Origin of the sequence: Streptomyces sp. NPDC060027, from assembly GCF_042737005.1 — a bacterium.
In the GTDB taxonomy this organism is placed as follows: domain Bacteria; phylum Actinomycetota; class Actinomycetes; order Streptomycetales; family Streptomycetaceae; genus Streptomyces.
In genome coordinates, this window is the sequence record NZ_JBHWVI010000027.1 from 45,891 (window position 1) to 62,189 (window position 16,299).

The 16,299-nt window shown below is 70.7% G+C and carries 12 protein-coding genes; 6 read left to right on the plus strand and 6 right to left on the minus strand.

Annotation, left to right across the window (positions count from 1 at the left end; genetic code table 11):
- Nucleotides 1-2 precede the first annotated feature (2 nt).
- A complete protein-coding gene (locus tag ACFWBT_RS09915; protein WP_385697821.1) occupies nt 3-908 on the minus strand; it encodes an EamA family transporter in 906 nt (301 codons plus the stop codon).
- A gap of 116 nt (nt 909-1,024) precedes the next feature.
- On the opposite strand from ACFWBT_RS09915, the gene ACFWBT_RS09920 reads away from it, so the two are divergent.
- Both ACFWBT_RS09920 and ACFWBT_RS09925 read left to right on the plus strand, forming a co-directional pair.
- Complete coding sequence (locus tag ACFWBT_RS09920) at nt 1,025-1,948, plus strand: LysR family transcriptional regulator (RefSeq protein WP_385697823.1); 924 nt, start codon at nt 1,025-1,027, stop codon at nt 1,946-1,948.
- Between the two features lie 383 nt (nt 1,949-2,331).
- Nucleotides 2,332-3,216, plus strand: coding sequence for a helix-turn-helix domain-containing protein (locus ACFWBT_RS09925; protein WP_385697825.1), 885 nt, complete (start codon nt 2,332-2,334; stop codon nt 3,214-3,216).
- Here ACFWBT_RS09925 and ACFWBT_RS09930 read toward each other — a convergent pair.
- Nucleotides 3,173-3,370 carry a DUF397 domain-containing protein gene (locus tag ACFWBT_RS09930; protein ID WP_385697827.1) on the minus strand — a complete coding sequence of 66 codons (198 nt, stop codon included), beginning with the start codon at nt 3,368-3,370 and terminating at the stop codon, nt 3,173-3,175. The genes ACFWBT_RS09925 and ACFWBT_RS09930 overlap by 44 nt on opposite strands.
- Nucleotides 3,371-4,174: 804 nt before the next feature.
- On the opposite strand from ACFWBT_RS09930, the gene ACFWBT_RS09935 reads away from it, so the two are divergent.
- On the plus strand, nt 4,175-6,043 hold the full coding sequence (locus tag ACFWBT_RS09935) for a glycoside hydrolase family 3 protein (protein ID WP_385697828.1): 1,869 nt from the start codon (nt 4,175-4,177) through the stop codon (nt 6,041-6,043).
- Nucleotides 6,044-6,153: 110 nt separating this feature from the next.
- On the plus strand, nt 6,154-6,783 hold the full coding sequence (locus ACFWBT_RS09940; RefSeq protein WP_385697830.1) for a hypothetical protein: 630 nt from the start codon (nt 6,154-6,156) through the stop codon (nt 6,781-6,783).
- 25 nt (nt 6,784-6,808) lie between these two features.
- Here ACFWBT_RS09940 and ACFWBT_RS09945 read toward each other — a convergent pair whose 3' ends face one another.
- Both ACFWBT_RS09945 and ACFWBT_RS09950 read right to left on the minus strand, forming a co-directional pair.
- Complete coding sequence (locus tag ACFWBT_RS09945; protein WP_385697831.1) at nt 6,809-8,275, minus strand: S28 family serine protease; 1,467 nt, start codon at nt 8,273-8,275, stop codon at nt 6,809-6,811.
- A gap of 163 nt (nt 8,276-8,438) precedes the next feature.
- Nucleotides 8,439-8,828: a hypothetical protein gene (locus tag ACFWBT_RS09950; RefSeq protein ID WP_385697845.1), complete on the minus strand. Its 390-nt coding sequence runs from the start codon at nt 8,826-8,828 to the stop codon at nt 8,439-8,441.
- A gap of 185 nt (nt 8,829-9,013) precedes the next feature.
- Between ACFWBT_RS09950 and ACFWBT_RS09955 the strand changes: the two genes are divergently transcribed.
- Complete coding sequence (locus ACFWBT_RS09955; protein WP_385697833.1) at nt 9,014-9,490, plus strand: hypothetical protein; 477 nt, start codon at nt 9,014-9,016, stop codon at nt 9,488-9,490.
- On the opposite strand, the gene ACFWBT_RS09960 is transcribed toward ACFWBT_RS09955, so the two are convergent.
- Together ACFWBT_RS09960 and ACFWBT_RS09965 are read right to left on the minus strand one after the other, a co-directional pair.
- Nucleotides 9,474-13,202, minus strand: coding sequence for an ABC transporter ATP-binding protein (locus ACFWBT_RS09960; RefSeq protein WP_385697835.1), 3,729 nt, complete (start codon nt 13,200-13,202; stop codon nt 9,474-9,476). The genes ACFWBT_RS09955 and ACFWBT_RS09960 overlap by 17 nt on opposite strands.
- Nucleotides 13,203-13,336: 134 nt before the next feature.
- The gene (locus tag ACFWBT_RS09965; RefSeq protein WP_385697837.1) at nt 13,337-14,260 is read right to left on the minus strand and encodes a serine hydrolase; all 924 of its coding nucleotides are present in this window, start codon (nt 14,258-14,260) and stop codon (nt 13,337-13,339) included.
- 381 nt (nt 14,261-14,641) lie between these two features.
- On the opposite strand from ACFWBT_RS09965, the gene ACFWBT_RS09970 reads away from it, so the two are divergent.
- Nucleotides 14,642-16,299: glycosyltransferase family 39 protein (locus tag ACFWBT_RS09970; protein ID WP_385697838.1), on the plus strand; the 1,658-nt coding region annotated here is incomplete at its 3' end.

The following is a 16,299-nucleotide window of genomic DNA, read 5'->3' on the forward strand; positions in this document are numbered from 1 at the left end:
GGTCATGCTGGCGTCCCGACCCGCCCCCGCGTTGGAGCGTCCGCCGACTGGACCTTGCGCGGCGCCCGCGAGGCGAGTGCCACCCCGCCCACCAGCAGGGCCGCCGCTCCCCACCGCAGTGGGCCGATCGGCTCGCCCAGGAACAGCGCCGCCGACGACATCCCGAAGACCGGGACGAGGAGCGAGAAGGGCGCGACCGTGGACGCGGGATGCCGGTGCAGCAGCCAGCCCCAGGCGCCGAATCCGAAGACGGTGGTGATCCAGGCGACGTAGACGACGACTCCGGCGCCCTGCCAGTCCAGGGCGCGCAGGGCGTCGAGATCGCGGGAGGGGCCCTCGGTGAGCAGGGACAGGCCGAGCAGCGGGAGGACGGGGACGGTGCTCACCCACACCATGAAGTTCAGCGGGTCGGGCGGGGACGCCTTGCGGGTGAGGACGTTGGACAGGCCCCAGCAGGCCGCCGCCGCGATGACCAGGGCGAAGGCGCCGAGGGGGCCGGCCGTGCCCTCGTCGACGGCGGCCAGGCCCACTCCGCACAGGGCCACCGCCATGCCGCACAGCTTGACGCGGGTGGGGCGTTCGCCGAGGAAGGCGAAGGCGGCGATCGCCGTGAAGACGGCCTGGATCTGGAGCACGAGGGACGACAGTCCGGCGGGCATCCCCGCGTCCATGCCGATGAACAGCAGCCCGAACTTCGCGACGCCGAGGGCGACCCCGACCGCCACGATCCACTTCCACGCCACCTTGGGGCGGCCGACGAAGAACACGGCGGGCAGGGCTGCCACCAGGAAGCGCAGGGCCGAGAAGAGCAGGGGAGGGAAGTGGTCGAGTCCGACCTCGATGACGGTGAAGTTCACGCCCCAGACGGCGGCGACGAGGACGGCGAGGCTGATGTGGGAGGGTCGCATGCGTCGAGCATCCGGCGCCCCCACCATGTAGCACCAGCGCGAATATCTGCATGGATGGATGAAGCAACGCTTACGTAAGCTGAGGGGTGAGCGATGCCGCGACCAGGGAGGCCCCCATGCTCGATCTCCAGCGCCTGCGCGCCCTGCACGCCGTCTCGGTTCACGGCACGGTCGGCGCCGCCGCGGCCGCGCTCGGTTACACCCCGTCCGCCGTGTCCCAGCAGATCGCGAAACTGGAGCGGGAGACCAGGACCGTCCTGCTGGAACGGCGCGGACGCGGTGTCCGGCTCACCGAGCAGGCCGAACAACTCGCCACCACCGCACAGGAGTTGCTGGCGATCGTGGAACGGGCGGAGACCGAGCTGGAGGAGCGCCGGGGGATGCCGGCGGGACGGCTGACCGTGGCCGCGTTCGCCTCGGCGGCGCGCGGTCTGATGCCCGCCGTCCTGGCCGATCTGGCCGCGCGGCATCCGGCCCTGGACACCCGCCTGACGGAGGTCGACCCGCATCTGTCCGTCGACCTGGTCGCCAAGGGCGCGGTCGACATGGCCGTCGCGCACGACTGGGACATCGCACCGCTGCCCGCCCCGCCGGGGGTGGAACAGGCGGTGATCGGGGACGACCTCTGCGATCTGCTGGTACCCGCCGGGCACCCGTTCGCCGGGCGGTCCTCCGTACGGCGGGAGGAGCTGGGCGGTGAGCGGTGGATCTGCCAGCCGCCGGGGCGGGTCTGCCACGACTGGCTGGTCCGCACGCTGCGCGAGGCGGGACACGAGCCGGACATCGTCCACCAGGCCGAGGAGAACCCGACCCTCGTCGCCCTCGTCGCCGCCGGCCTCGGCGTCGCCCTCATCCCGCGCCTCGGCCGGGGCCCCCTGCCCGCCGGGGTGGTGGAGGTACCGCTCGACCCCCTGCCCGTCCGCCGCCTGTACGCGCTGTGGCGCTCCGGGGCGGCGCGCCGGCCGGCCATCGCCGAGACGGTCCGCACCCTTCGGTCGCACTGGCCGGCGGTGTCGGCCCACCGCGTCGGCGCCGGCTGAGCGGAATCCCCGCTTCGAAATCCGCAGATCAAAAACTCTTTCACCACTCGAACCTCAACCGCCCCAGTGGATTCCTCCTTTTCGGCGAATTCGCAGGCAGGGGTTGCGTCGCGGCGTCGTGCGTTGGAAGATTCTGCTACATAGCACACTGTCATATAAGCATAGGGCAGGGGATGGATGGCCATCACTCGGAGAGCACCGAGTGGGAGAGCAATGCGACTGTCCGGCAGGGGCCACGTTGGGGCCCCGCAGATCGCACCGGAGGGGGAAGACACAGGACCGATCGGTACAACGCATCGTGTCGGGATTGCTTGGTCGGGCGTGACGAAGCAGCCTCCAGGCACGTTGAGGCGACTGTTGTGTCCACTACGGAAAGGGCTGCTGTGGCCGTGCAAGAGAACCCGATGATCCTGCGACAGCGGCTTCGGGACCGCCTCAAGAGGGCCCGGGAGACAGCTGGGCTGACCCAGCGCCAGGTGGCGGACACGTTCGGCTGGAGCCCGTCCAAGGTAATTCGTATCGAGAACGGCAGGATCGGCGTGAGCGTGACCGACGCCATGGCACTTGTCGCCGAATACGGAATCGAATCCGAAGAAGCCCGGCAGTTGATCGACCTGACCAAAGCCGCGCGGCAACCGTCATGGTTCACGGCCTACCGCTCCGTCATCACTCCGGAATTCGAGACCTTCCTCGCCTACGAGGAATCCGCCTCGATCGTCCGCGCCTACGAACGTGACGTAGTGCCCGGCCTGTTGCAGACCGAGGAATACGCCAGGGCACTCCTCCAGGGAATCGCCGAGGGCGGCGAGGAGGGCGGCGACGAAGTTCTCGAACTGCGCGTGGACCTCCGCATGAAGCGTCAGAAGATCCTGCAGTCCGATGAGGCGGAGTTCTTCTTCATCCTGGACGAGTCCGCGCTGCACCGGCGGGTCGGCAACGCGGCCATCATGCGGCAGCAGCACGAGGCACTCCTCAGGATCAACGAGACACCCAACGTGAACGTGTTCTACGTGCCGTTCACAGCCGGCGCCTACTATCCGTTGTTCCGGGGCCCCTGCCACATCTTCGAGTCCTCCAGCGCCGACGACGACCTGGTGACGTTCCTCGAAAACCCCGACGGCGACGTCATCCTCAGCGAGAAAACTCCGCGGACCAGCAAGCGGAAGGATCCGGCCGACTATCTGGACGCGTTCTGGAAAGTCGAAAGGAATTACGCCGTCGAAATCAGTCGGGACATCCTTCCCCCGGGAGGACAAGATTCCGGATGAAGCAACGCCAGGCACCCGATCCGCACTCAATGAAGGGAACCCGGAATCCACCCGAGTCGCGGATCAGAACAGTTTCCGCAATCGCCACTTCAACACAATTGCTCGTCCCACTGTAGCTGCTCTTTTTCCAGACCGAATCAGGACGGCTCACCATACCTCCAATGCCTCACCTGAGGGCAAGGAGAATTATGGGTGATCCATTCAACCCTGACAAGGTTGAATTTCGGGCAGTTAATTCACTCATGTACAGCAAAACGGAGGTTCATGGATCGATGCGACCATAGGATGACTTATCCACCCCGGACGGTTGTCGAAATGATCGACAACGTAAAGGGGAGCCCCCAGGCCTTGCCGGCAAGCATCCGGCCAGGGGCTCCCGCGCAGAGCACTCTCACGCAATGATCCAAGAAGGGCACTCCACCCATGAAGTCTAGCGACTCTGTCGCCCGCGTCATCCTCACAGCGGCACGAAAACTGTGGGACACGTGGGGAAGGGCGACAGCCAGCCACGCCATCCGCGGCGCCACGGCCGCTATCGGAACCGCCATCGGAACAGCCGCCGTCTCACTGGTCGTGGTCTGGGTCCAGGGCAGGTAGCGCATCCGTCCGTTCCAGGGGCCGACGGGGGCCACGGCCTCCGTCGGCCGACACCTCGCAACCCGGCAGACACACCGGTACCGAATTCCCGGAACAGGGGAACCCACCACCTGACGGCTTCGTCCCATGCGCATGCTGCCGGATGAGTCACCGCGGTGCGGTGTCGGCTTCGCTGCTGGCTGCGATCGCTGACCAACCCTCTCCGCCGCCTGCGGCCGACAGCACGCCGTCACCGGCGCGCCCCCCTCCAACTGCGCCGGTGACGGCCCCTTCCCGGATACTGTGCACACCCTTGACTGGAAGAAACTTCCCGGATATTCGTGGCTCCTCGGAAGTTTCCTTCACGAGGGAAGGAGCGCTTGTGCGCGACTCCAGCACGGGAAGCACCGCAAGACCGTCCGGGCCGACCGAGCCGGACAGACCGTCAAGACCCTCCCGGCGTACGGTTCTCGCGGCCACCGCGGGCGTCACCGCCGCGCTGGCCGCGGGCCCCCACGCCCACGCGGCCGAGACCGGCCCGCACGGCGACAAGGCACTGCGCGCCCTCATCTCCCGGATGACCCTGGAGGAGAAGGTCGGCCAGCTGTTCGTGATGCGGGTGTACGGCCATTCGGCCACCGCGCCCGACCAGGCCGACATCGACGCCAACCTCAAGGAGATCGGCGTCCGCACGGCCGCCGAGCTGATCGCCAAGTACCGCGTCGGCGGGATCATCTACTTCTCCTGGGCGCACAACACCCGCGATCCGCATCAGGTCGCCGCGCTGTCGAACGGGATCCAGCGGGCTTCGCTGGAGCAGCCGCGCGGACTGCCCCTGCTCATCTCCACCGACCAGGAACACGGGATAGTGGCTCGGGTGGGCAAGCCCGCGACGCTGTTCCCGGGCGCCATGGCGCTGGGCGCGGGCGGCTCGCGGGCCGACGCCCGGGAGGTGGGCCGCGTCGGCGGGGCCGAACTGCGCGCGCTCGGCATCCGCCAGGACTACTCCCCCGTCGCCGATGTGAACGTCAACCCGGCCAACCCGGTGATCGGTGTCCGCTCCTTCGGTGCCGACCCGGACGCGGTGGCGGGCCTGGTGGCGGCCGAGGTGAAGGGCTACCAGGGCTCGGGCGTCGCGGCCACGGCCAAGCACTTCCCCGGCCACGGGGACACCGCCGTCGACAGCCACTTCGGCTTCCCCGTCATCACCCACAGCCGTGAACTGTGGTCGACCCTCGACGCGGTGCCCTTCCGGGCGGCGATCCGCGCCGGCATCGACTCGATCATGACCGCGCACATCATGGTTCCGGCGCTCGACCCGGCCGGCGACCCCGCGACCCTCTCGCACCCGATCCTCACCGGCATCCTGCGCGGGGAACTCGGCTACGACGGCGTCGTGGTGACGGACTCGCTGGGTATGGAGGGCGTCCGCACGAAATACGGCGACGACCGCGTCCCCGTCCTCGCTCTCAAGGCCGGTGTCGACCAGCTCCTCAACCCGCCCGACCTGAACGTCGCGTGGAACGCGGTGCTCAACGCCGTACGCGGCGGCGAGCTGACCGAGGCCCGCCTCGACGAGTCGATCCTGCGCGTCCTGCGGCTCAAGTCGAAGCTCGGGCTGCTGACCGACCCCTACGTCCGGGACGCGGCCGTCGACCGTGTGGTCGGCACCCCGGCACACCTCAGGACGGCCGACCGGATCGCCGAGCGCACCACCACGTTGCTGGTCAACAAGGAGGGGCTGCTCCCGCTGTCCCGGCGACGCACCCCGAAGGTGCTGGTGGTGGGCGCCGATCCCGCCTCCCCCTCACTGTCCGACGGGCCGCCCACCGCCGTTCTCGCCGGTGCGCTGACCGAGCTGGGCTTCACGGCGACGGCCCTGTCCACGGGTACGGCACCCTCGGCGGCGACGATCGCCAAGGCCGTCGCGGCGGCGGCCGACGCGGACGCGGTGGTCGTCGGGACGTACAACGTCACGGCGACCGGTTCCCAGAAGACCCTGGTCGAGGGCCTCCTCGCGACGGGTGTCCCGGTGATCGCCGTCGCCATCCGCAACCCGTACGACGTCGCCCAGCTCCCCGGTGTCGGCGCCTGTCTGGCCGCCTACTCCTGGACCGACGTGGAACTGCGCGCCGCCGCCCGGGTGATCGCCGGCCGGGTGGACCCGCGGGGCAAGCTGCCGGTTCCGGTGCAGCGGGCGGACGACCCGGCGCAGGTGCTGTATCCGATCGGGTACGGGTTGACGTACTAGCCGTACGCAGCCCACCCGGAGCCCCACCCCCAAGTGAGCCAAAGGAAGCCACGTGTCTGGCGTGTGCCCGCCCCGGCGGGTCACGCTGGGCCGGGGGTTGGGGGGAAGCCATGCGGGCCAGCTCGGTGTGTCGGCGTACCGGGGGAATGCTGTGCGCCCTGCTGCTGGCCTCGGCCGCCCTCGCGGGCTGCGACCGCTGGTCCGACTCGGGCGCCGGACCCGGCCCGGCACCGGCCTCGACGCGCCCCTCCGGCTACGGATCGGTCTTCCTCGCCCGCGACGAGTGCAGTTCCTTCGGCACGACCAGCTTCACGGAGGTGCCCTGCACCAGTGAACGGGCCGCCGCCCGGGTGATCGCCCGCTACGAGGGCAAGGTCACGGACGGCCCGTCCTGCCCGGCGACCACGGACTTCGTCCTGCACATCAGCGAGTCCAGGCCCGCCTCCGACGAGGACGGCGACGGCGCCGTCCCGCGGGGCTACGCCTGCATGCGCAAGCTCGAACCCCCGCACCCCGGCGACCCGGGCGGCGGCGGAGGTCCCCGCACCGTCGTCGGCGACTGCGTCCACGGCGCGGGCCGCGGGCAGGTCCGCGAGACGGCGTGCGACGGCACCGGCGAGAAGAGCCCGGAGTACAAGGTGACGTCGGCGGTCACGGCCCGCTCCGAGTGCCCGTCCGCCACGGAGCTCTACGTCGAACTCGGCGGTGCCAGGCCGGTGGGCTGCGCCCGCCCGCTGTGAGCCGGGGGCGGGCGCAGCCGGGACGCTACGGACGCAACGTCATGTCGCGTTCGACGTCACGCCGGTCCAGCTTCGCGTCGAACGCCGCGAGCGGCCTGGCCGCCGACGGGTTCGCCTGGACCGTCGCGGAGGCGACACCCGCCCACGCGAGGATGCGGGCGGTGGCCAGCGCCTTCTGGTCGGCGACGAGCCCCGCGACATTGGCGCCGTGGTTCAGGCCCGGCGCCGTGAAGACGTACGCGTCGCGCGCCCCGGAGCCGAGGCGGAAGCGCTCGGCGCCCCACGGGTCGTTCTGGCCGTAGACGAACAGCATGTGGTGCGCGTGGTGGCGGACCCAGCCGTCCACGTCACGCATCGCCGAGGGCCGGAACTTCATCGGGACGGAGCGCGGCACGAAGTTCCGCGGGGGCTGGTAGCCGTAGCGGAGGTACCTCTTCTCGATGTGCGGGAAGTGGATCGTCGGCGCGCCCAGCTGGGTGCCCGCCTGGTAGTAGTACGGGGTGTACGGCTCAAGACCCTGGTCGGTGTAGAAGGAGAAGCCGGAGATCGAGTCGACGGAGTTCCAGATCGCGTCGTCGGTGGCGGACTTGGCGTTCGCCGGGATCGTGTCGCAGTCCGCCAGCAGGCTGTACTGCCAGAAGCCCCACACGTAGTCGAGGACGACCGCCTCGTACGCCTTGTCGAGGCTGCCGACCGTGGTGAAGGTGTAGCCGTTGTCGGCGGCGTACGCCGCGTACCTCCTCTCCAGCGGCTCCCGGCGCACCAGGGCCTCGCGCTGCACGGCGTTCAGCTTGTCGCGGCACTCCTTGGTGCCGACACCCGCGAAGAAGCGGTCGTACGCCGAGTCCTCGTCGTTGACGACGTCGTTGGGCGCGACGTAGGCGACGACTCCGTCCATGTCGCGCGGGTAGAAGCGCTCGTAGTACGTGGCGGTCATGCCGCCCTTGGAGCCGCCGGTGGAGATCCACTTCTTGCCGTAGACCGGCTTCAGGGCCCGGAAGATGCGGTGCTGGTCGCTGGCCGCCTGCCAGATGTCGAGCTTGGACCAGTCGGCCGGGTCGGGCCGGGACGGCGTGAAGAAGCGGTACTCCATCGAGACCTGGTTGCCGTCCACGATCTGGGTCGGCTCGCGTCGGCTCGGGGTGGTGGAGACGTTGTAGCCGCCGGTGTAGAAGACCGTCGGGCGCGCGGTGTCCTTGTGCAGCACCGTGATGCGCTGCTGGAACGTGCCCTTGGACGGGTGCCGGTGGTCGATCGGCTGGGTGTAGTTCAGGACGAAGAACCGGTAGCCGGTGTACGGCTTCTCCTGGATCAGGCTCATGCCCGGGATCGCGAGAAGCCGGTCCAGGATGTCCTCGTCGGTCGTGCCGGTGGTACCGGTCGTGCCGGTCGTGCCGGTGGCCTCCGGCTGGGCGGCGGTGGCCGCCCCGGCCGTGCTCATCGTGCCTATGAGCACGGTGAGCGCCAGCAGCCATCTGAGCGCCTTGCGCATGCACCCTCCCCTGGGAATACGCAGATGTCCGCCGGAACCTAGCGGAGCAACTCCTGTGACACCAGGGGTTCTTGGGCCAACCCTGTGGACTTTCGGTGAAGCGGCGGAGGATGCCGGGCCGGCCGGCGGCGTCGGGACGCGAGGGTTACCGAGGCGGTACGGCTCAGCAGAGGATCCAGCCCGAGCTCATGGAGCCCGAGCCGACCGCGCCCTTGATCCGGACGCAACGGTGGCCCGCGTACACGGTCACCGGGCCCGCGTGATGCGCGAAGTGCCCCGAGTCGATCACCGGCCGGCCGCCGCGCGCCTGCACGCTGACGGACATCCGCTTGCGGGAGCCGTGCGCCTTGGGGAGGGTCACCGCGCAGACATAGCCGCCGCGCTTGTACACGCGTACGGAACCGGTCGCGAAGGTCAGCGTGCGGACCTTGCGGCCCGAGCAGGAGGCGGCGGCGGCCTGCGCGCTCCCCGGGCTCACGAGCGCGAGCAGCCCGGACGCGGTCAGCACGGCCACGCCGAGCGCCAGCCGTCGGCGTATCGCACCACTGTCCACTGTCGTCCCTCCCGCAGCAATCAGCGTACTGGTGTACGGACGCAGGACGTACGGCGGATGGTTGCGCACCGCGGGGACACCGCTGTCGATCCTTGTTTCACCCGTGCGAGGTCTTTTCCTTTTTCAGGGCAACCGTGCCCGTTTAGCCGGGGTCCAACTGATCAGGAAACGAAAGGCGGTAGTTCATGTCCGGCATCAAGCCCTCCCGCACGACCGGCCGCGCACTCGTCGCCGCGGCCCTTCTGATCACCGCCGGTGCCTCCGTACCGGCCGTCGCGCGCTCCACCGCCCCACCGCCCGCCCGCAGCGGGAGCAACGGCCCCGCCTACGACCGCGTGGCCGACTTCTACGGCTCCTACATCGACGCCGTGACCGACTCCGGCTCGGGCCGCCTCAGCACCCAGCTGCGGTCCTTCTACCTGACCTCGGGGCTCCGCTCCCGCCTGACGACCTGGGAGAACCGCCGGCACGCCGACGGGGTGCTGCGCGCCCAGGACGTGCCGCGCGCCTGGAAGGTGACACCGGGCGACAGCGGCGCCGGGCACACGTGGTCGACGGTCCGGCTGACCTGGGGCTCCGACCGGCATCCGACGTACACCTATCTGACGGTGCAGTCGGATCTGGCGACGAAGAAAATCTCCGACATCAAGCAGAGGAGCTGACGGGCTCCTCGGGTTCCGGGGCGCCCACGAACGTCCGCCACAACGCGGCGTATCGGCCGTCGAGCCGGAGCAGTTCGTCGTGGGTGCCGTCCTCGGTGACGCGGCCGTGGTCCATCACCACGACCCGGTCCGCTCGGGCGGCCGTGGTCAGCCGGTGGGCGACCACCAACGTCGTACGGCGGCCCGCCAGCCGGTCGGTGGCCTGGTTGACCAGGGCCTCCGTCGCCAGGTCCAGCGCGGCCGTCGCCTCGTCGAGGAGCAGGACGTCCGGATCGACCAGTTCCGCGCGGGCCAGCGCGATCAACTGGCGCTGGCCGGCGGAGAGGTTGCGGCCGCGCTCGGCGACCTCGTGGAGATAGCCACCGTCCAGGGTGGCGATCATGTCGTGGGCGCCGACCGCGCGGGCGGCGGCCTCCACCTCTGCGTCGGTGGCGCCCGGACGGCCGTAGGCGATCGCGTCGCGGACGGTGCCCTGGAAGAGGTAGGCCTCCTGGGGGACGACACCGAGCCGGTGCCGGTAGGCGGTGATGTCGAGGTCGCGCAGGTCCGTGCCGTCGACCGTCACCCGCCCGCCCGTCGGGTCGTAGAACCGCGCGACCAGCTTCACCAGCGTCGACTTGCCCGCGCCGGTCTCCCCGACGAAGGCGACGGTCTGCCCGGCGGGGATACGCAACGACACCGAGCTGAGCGCCTCCTGGGCCTCGTCCGCCGGTCCGTACGCGAAGCCGACGTCCTCGAAGGCGATCTCGCCCCGCAGCGACCGCACCTCCAGCGGCTCGTCGGCCGCCTTCGTCGACGTCGGCTCCCTGAGCAGCTCCTGGATGCGGCCCAGCGAGACGGTGGCCTGCTGATAGCCGTCGAAGACCTGCGAGAGCTGCTGCACGGGAGCGAAGAACAGGTCGATGTAGAGGAGGTAGGCGACCAGCGCGCCGGTGGTGAGCGTGCCGGAGTCGATCCGGTGAGCGCCCACGATCAGCACGGCCGCCGCGGCCCCCGAGGCCAGCAGCTGGACGAACGGGAAGTAGACGGAGATCAGCCACTGCCCGCGGATCCGGGCCCTGCGGTAGCTGTCGCTGCCCTCCGCGAACCGCCGGGCGCTCGCGTCCTCGCGCCGGAACGCCTGGAGGATCCGCAGCCCGGACACCGACTCCTGGAGATCGGCGTTGACCACGGAGACCCGCTCACGGGCCAGTTCGTACGCCTTGACGCTCGCCCGGCGGAAGAAGAACGTGCCGATGACCAGCGGCGGCAGCGCCATGAAGACGACCAGCGCCAGCTGTACGTCGATCACCAGCAGGGCGACCATGATGCCGAAGAAGGTGACGACGGAGACGAACGCGGTGACCAGCCCGGTCTGCAGGAACGTGGACAGCGCGTCGACGTCGGTCGTCATCCGGGTCATGATCCGGCCCGTGAGCTCCCGCTCGTAGTAGTCGAGGCCGAGGCGCTGGAGCTGCGCGAAGATCTTGAGGCGCAGCGCGTACAGGACCCGCTCGCCGGTCCGGCCCGTCATCCGGGTCTCGCCGATCTGCGCCGCCCACTGGACGAGCACGGTGACCAGCGCGAGCGCGGCCGCCGCCCACACCGCGCCGAGCGCGAGCCGCGTGACTCCCTGGTCGATGCCGTGCCGGATCAGGATGGGCAGCAGCAGCGTCATCACCGCGTCGACGGCGACCAGGGCGAGGCTGATGAGCAGCGGGGCCCCGAAGCCGCGCAGCAGTCTGCGCAGTCCGTAGGAGTCCTCGGCCGCGACCGCGCGGGCCTCGTCGACGTCCGGGACGTCGGTGGCCGGGGGCAGCGCCTCGACCTGCGCGAGGAGTCCCGGGGTGGCGGGCATCCCGGCGAGCGCGTTGTCCCTGGGCTCGCGGTCGCCGGTCCACAGGTGCGGCGTCACCCCGCGCTCGGCGTCGAACTCGGCGTCCAGCTCGTCACGTACGGACGTGTCCTCCCGCGGCGCCGCCGGCAGGGCGTGTCCCGGGGAGACACCGCCCAGCTCGTCGGGGTCGGTGAGCAGCCGCCGGTAGAGCGCGGAGCGGGCCTGGAGCTCGTCGTGGGTGCCGATGTCGGCGAGCCGGCCGCCGTCCAGGACGGCGATGCGGTCGGCGAGGTTCAGGGTGGAGCGCCGGTGCGCTATCAGCAGGGTGGTGCGGCCCTCCATGACGTGCTTCAGCGCCTCGTGGATCTCGTGCTCGACCCGGGCGTCCACGGCGGAGGTGGCGTCGTCGAGGACGAGCAGCCGCGGGTCGGTGAGGATCGCGCGGGCGAGCGCGACGCGCTGGCGCTGCCCTCCGGAGAGGGTGAGTCCGTGCTCGCCGACCGTGGTGTCGTAGCCGCCGGGCAGCTCCGCGATGAACCGGTCGGCCTGGGCGGCACGGGCCGCGGTCTCGATCTCGTCCTGGCTGGCGTCGGGGCGGCCGTAGGCGATGTTGGCGCGCACGGTGTCGGAGAAGAGGAAGGAGTCCTCGGGGACGAGCCCGATCGCGGCGCGCAGGGACTCCGTGGTCAGCTCGCGGACGTCGTGCCCGCCGATGAGGACGGCGCCGTGCGTCACGTCGTAGAAGCGGGGCATCAGCAGCGAGACCGTCGACTTGCCGGAGCCGGACGAGCCGACGACGGCGAGGGTCTCGCCGGGCCGGATCTCGAAGCTCAGCCCGTCCAGGACCGGCCGGCCCTCTTCGTACCAGAAGGACACGTCGTCGAACTCGACGGTGGCGGGCGCGTCGGCCGGCAGGGCCTTGGTGCCGTCCTTGATCGACGGCTCGGTGTCGATGAGCTCCAGGACCCGCTCGGCGCCGGCGCGGGCCTGCTGCCCGACGGTGAGGACGACGGCCAGCATCCGCACCGGCCCGACGAGCTGCGCGAGGTACGTGGAGAACGCCACGAAGGTGCCCAGCGTGATCTGGCCGCGCACCGCCAGCCAGCCGCCGAGGGCGAGCATCGCGACCTGGCCGAGGGCGGGCACGGCCTGGAGGGCCGGGGTGTACTTGGCGTTCAGCCGGATGGTCCGCAGCCGCCCCGCGAAGAGCCGCCGCCCGACCTCGCGCAGCTTGCCGGTCTCCTGGTCCTCCTGCCCGAAGCCCTTCACCACGCGGACGCCGCTGACGGCGCCGTCGACCACTCCCGCCACGGCGGCGGCCTGCGCCTGCGCGTACCAGGTGGCCGGGTGCAGTTTGGAGCGGCTGCGCTTGGCGACGAACCACAGGGCCGGGGCGACGGCCAGCGCGACCAGGGTGAGCGGCAGGGACAGCGCGGCCATGATCCCGAGGGAGATCAGGAAGAGCAGGATGTTCCCGATGGTCATCGGGAGCATGAAGAGCAGGCCCTGGATCAGCTGGAGGTCACTGGTCGCGCGGCCCACGACCTGCCCGGTGGACAGCTCGTCCTGGCGCCGCCCGTCCAGCCGGGTGATCGTCCCGTACATGTCGGTACGGAGATCGTGCTGGACGTCGAGGGCGAGCCGGCCGCCGTAGTAGCGGCGGATGAAGGTGAGGACGTAGACGAGGACGGCGGCGCCGAGCAGCGCGCCCGCCCAGGGGGCCATGCCGCGGCTGTGATCACTGATGACGTCGTCGATGACCACCTTGGTGATCAGCGGGACGACCGCCATCACGGCCATGCCGCCCAGCGAGGAGCCGAGCGCGAGCACCACGTCCTTCGGGTACCGCCACGCGTACCCGGCGAGCCGCCGGGCCCATCCCCGCTCCGCTGCCACTCCGGTGCCTTCCGTAGATCTCACTCCGCCGGAAGGCACCAACGCCGAACGAAGCGGATTTCATCCCTCCGCAACAATTCGTCCGCCCGCCGGGCGGGGCTGCCTGGCGGGCGGACGGGGGAATACGCCGCGGTTCAGTTCGCGGGAACGGCCGGGAACGCCTCCTTCGGCGTCGTCGTCGGCGTGTACCGCTGGGCGGTGACGGTGATCGGCACGAGGTCCTTGTGGATGACCTTGGCGACGGCCTGAATGGTGGCGACGCCGTAGTCCATGGTGCTGCTGCCGACGGTGAGCACCGACATCATGTAGTCGCGGCCGCCCCCGTTGAAGGTGCCGAGGCTGTGCACCCGCCATGCGTTCGAGGAGCGCGAGAGCCAGCCGTTCTTGACGTGCACGGCGACCGTCGAGGGCGCCCCGGCCGGTGTCCCCCAGCGCTGCGAGGAGACGACCTGGCCCATGAGCTTCAGGATGTACGCGCGGGAGTTGTCGCTCAGCACCGTGTTCTTGGCGGTGACGAGCTTGAGCAGCTTCTGCTCGTCGGTGACGTTGATCTGGGTGAGACCCCAGTAGCCCCCGGTGCCCGGTGTGGTCTTCGTCATCCCGGCCGCAGTCAGGAAGCCCTTGATCTTCGTCAGACCGAGCTGGTTCCACAGCTTGGTGGTCGAGGCGTTGTCCGACTGGGTGATCATCTTGGTGGCGAGCGAGGTCTCGGTGCTCGTCAGATAGCGGTTGTGCTTCTTCGCGTCCCACAGCAGCGTGGCGAGGACGGTGACTTTCACCGTGCTGGCCGAGTCGAACGAGGTGGTGGCGCGGAGTGTGCAGGTCGTGTTCGTCGAGCGGTCGTACAGTCCGACCGCGACGGTGCCCCTGCGGTTCGCGAGCGCCGCGGTGATGTCCGTCTGCAGCTTGGCGGCCAGACCGGCCTTGCTCGACGTACAGCTGACCGTCGGCGCCGGCGCGGCACCGGCCGGGGCCGCGGCGATCGCGATCGGCACGATCACCGCGGCACCAAGGCTCGTTGCGAGCACACGGGCAGCCCGGGATATCCGGTGAGTCATGGAGGCTTCCCATCCCCTTGAAGCGATACGAACGCGCCCCCGGCGCGCTCGCCCCAGATGACTCGCCGGAACGTCCGAAAGTTGTACGGGTGTTCTGAGGAGGGCGTTCGGGTGTTCCGGGGACGGGTGTCCGGGTGTTCCCGGGACGGGTGTCCGGGTGTCCGGGTGTTCCCGGGACGGGTGTCCGGGTGTCCGGGTGTTCCCGGGGCGGGGGTTCGGGTGTTCCCGGGGCGGAGGTTCGGGTGTTCCCAGGACGGGTGTCCGGGTGTCCGGGTGTTCCCGGGGCGGAGGTTCGGGTGTTCCGGGGGCGGGGTCCGGACGCACAGCTCAGACCCAGGCGGACCACAGTCCGCACCCATCGCTTCGCGTCATGGTGCGGTGGTGACGTCTGCCACTGACCCCTTGCCCGACGCCCCCACGACTCCCCACGCCCCGCCGCCGGCGCCCGCGCACGCGGAGCCCGCGGAGACGGCGCCGGCCGCGCCGCGCTGGTCGCTGCCCGCGCTGCTCGCGATCCTCGTCCTGGCCGCGGTCCTGTACTCCTGGAACCTGTCGGCCTCCGGCCTCAACAGCTTCTACAGCGCCGCGGTGCTCAGCGGTACGCAGAGCTGGAAGGCCTGGTTCTTCGGCTCGCTCGACGCCGGGAACTTCATCACGGTCGACAAGCCGCCGTTCGCTCTCATGATCATGAGTCTGTCCTGCCGGGTCCTCGGCTTCGGGACCTGGCAGATGATGGCGCCGACGGTCGCCGCCGCACTCGGCACGATCTGGATCCTGCACTCCTCCGTGAAGCGGGTCTTCGGCCACCCCGCGGCCGCGGTGGCCGCGCTGGTCCTCGCGCTGACCCCGATCACGGTCGCCATCAACCGCGACAACAACCCCGACACCACCCTGGTCCTGCTGATGGTCGCGGCCGCGGCCCTCGGCCTGCGGGCCACCCGCGACGGCCGGCTGCTGCCGCTGCTCGGCTCGGCGGTCTGCTTCGGGCTCGCGTTCAACACCAAGATGCTCCAGGCGTACATCGCCCTGCCCGCCGTCTTCGCCGTGTACGTGTACGCCTCCCGGCTCGGCTGGGCGAAGAAGGTCCGCAACCTGCTGCTCGCCACCGTGGCCCTGGCCGTCGCGAGCTTCTGGTGGGCGGCCGCCGTCTCGCTCGTGCCGGCCGACGAGCGCCCGTACATCGGCGGCTCCACGGACGGCTCCGCCTGGGACCTGATCATGGGCTACAACGGCCTGGGCCGGGTGCTGGGCGGCGAGGGCAACGGCGGAGGCGGCGGGGGCGGCGGAGGCGGCACCTTCGCCGGGACCGCGGGCCTCGGCCGGATGTTCAACGACATCCTCGGCGGCCAGATCTCCTGGCTGCTGCCCTTCGCGGGCATCGCGCTCGTCGGCGGGCTGGTGCTGTGCGGACGTGCGCCGCGCACCGACCCCGAGCGCGCCGCGCTGCTGCTGTGGGGCGGCTGGACCGTCCTGCACCATCTGACGTTCAGCATGGCCGAGGGCACCATGCACCCCTACTACACGACCGCGCTGGCCCCCGGCATCGCGGCCCTGACCGGCGCGGGCGGTGTCATGCTGCTGCGCGCCTTCCGCGGCCAGGACGCCCGGTGGCGGTGGGTGCTGCCGGCCGGACTCGCGGTCACCGCGATCTGGGCGGTCGTGCTGCTGCGCCGGACCGCCGACTGGAACGGCTGGCTGTGGCCGGCCGTCGCGGTGGTCATGGCGTCGGCGATCACCGGCCTGTTCCTCTTCCGCTCCGGCAACCGCGCGCGGCTGTTCACGGCGTCCGTGACCGCTGCGGTCGTCGCGGCCCTCGCCGGCCCGGCGGCGTACGCGATCGCCGAACCCGCGGCGGCCGGTGGCGGCCCGGGCGGCGGCATGGGCGGCACCAACCCGACCGCGGGGCCGACCACGGGCAGCGGAGGCTTCGGCGGCGGTCCCGGCGGTGGCCGGGGCGGCTTCGGCGGCGAGGCACCCGGCGGCAACGCGCAGGGCGGTCCGAACGCCGAGGCGGGCGGACCGCCGGGCGGCTTCCCCGG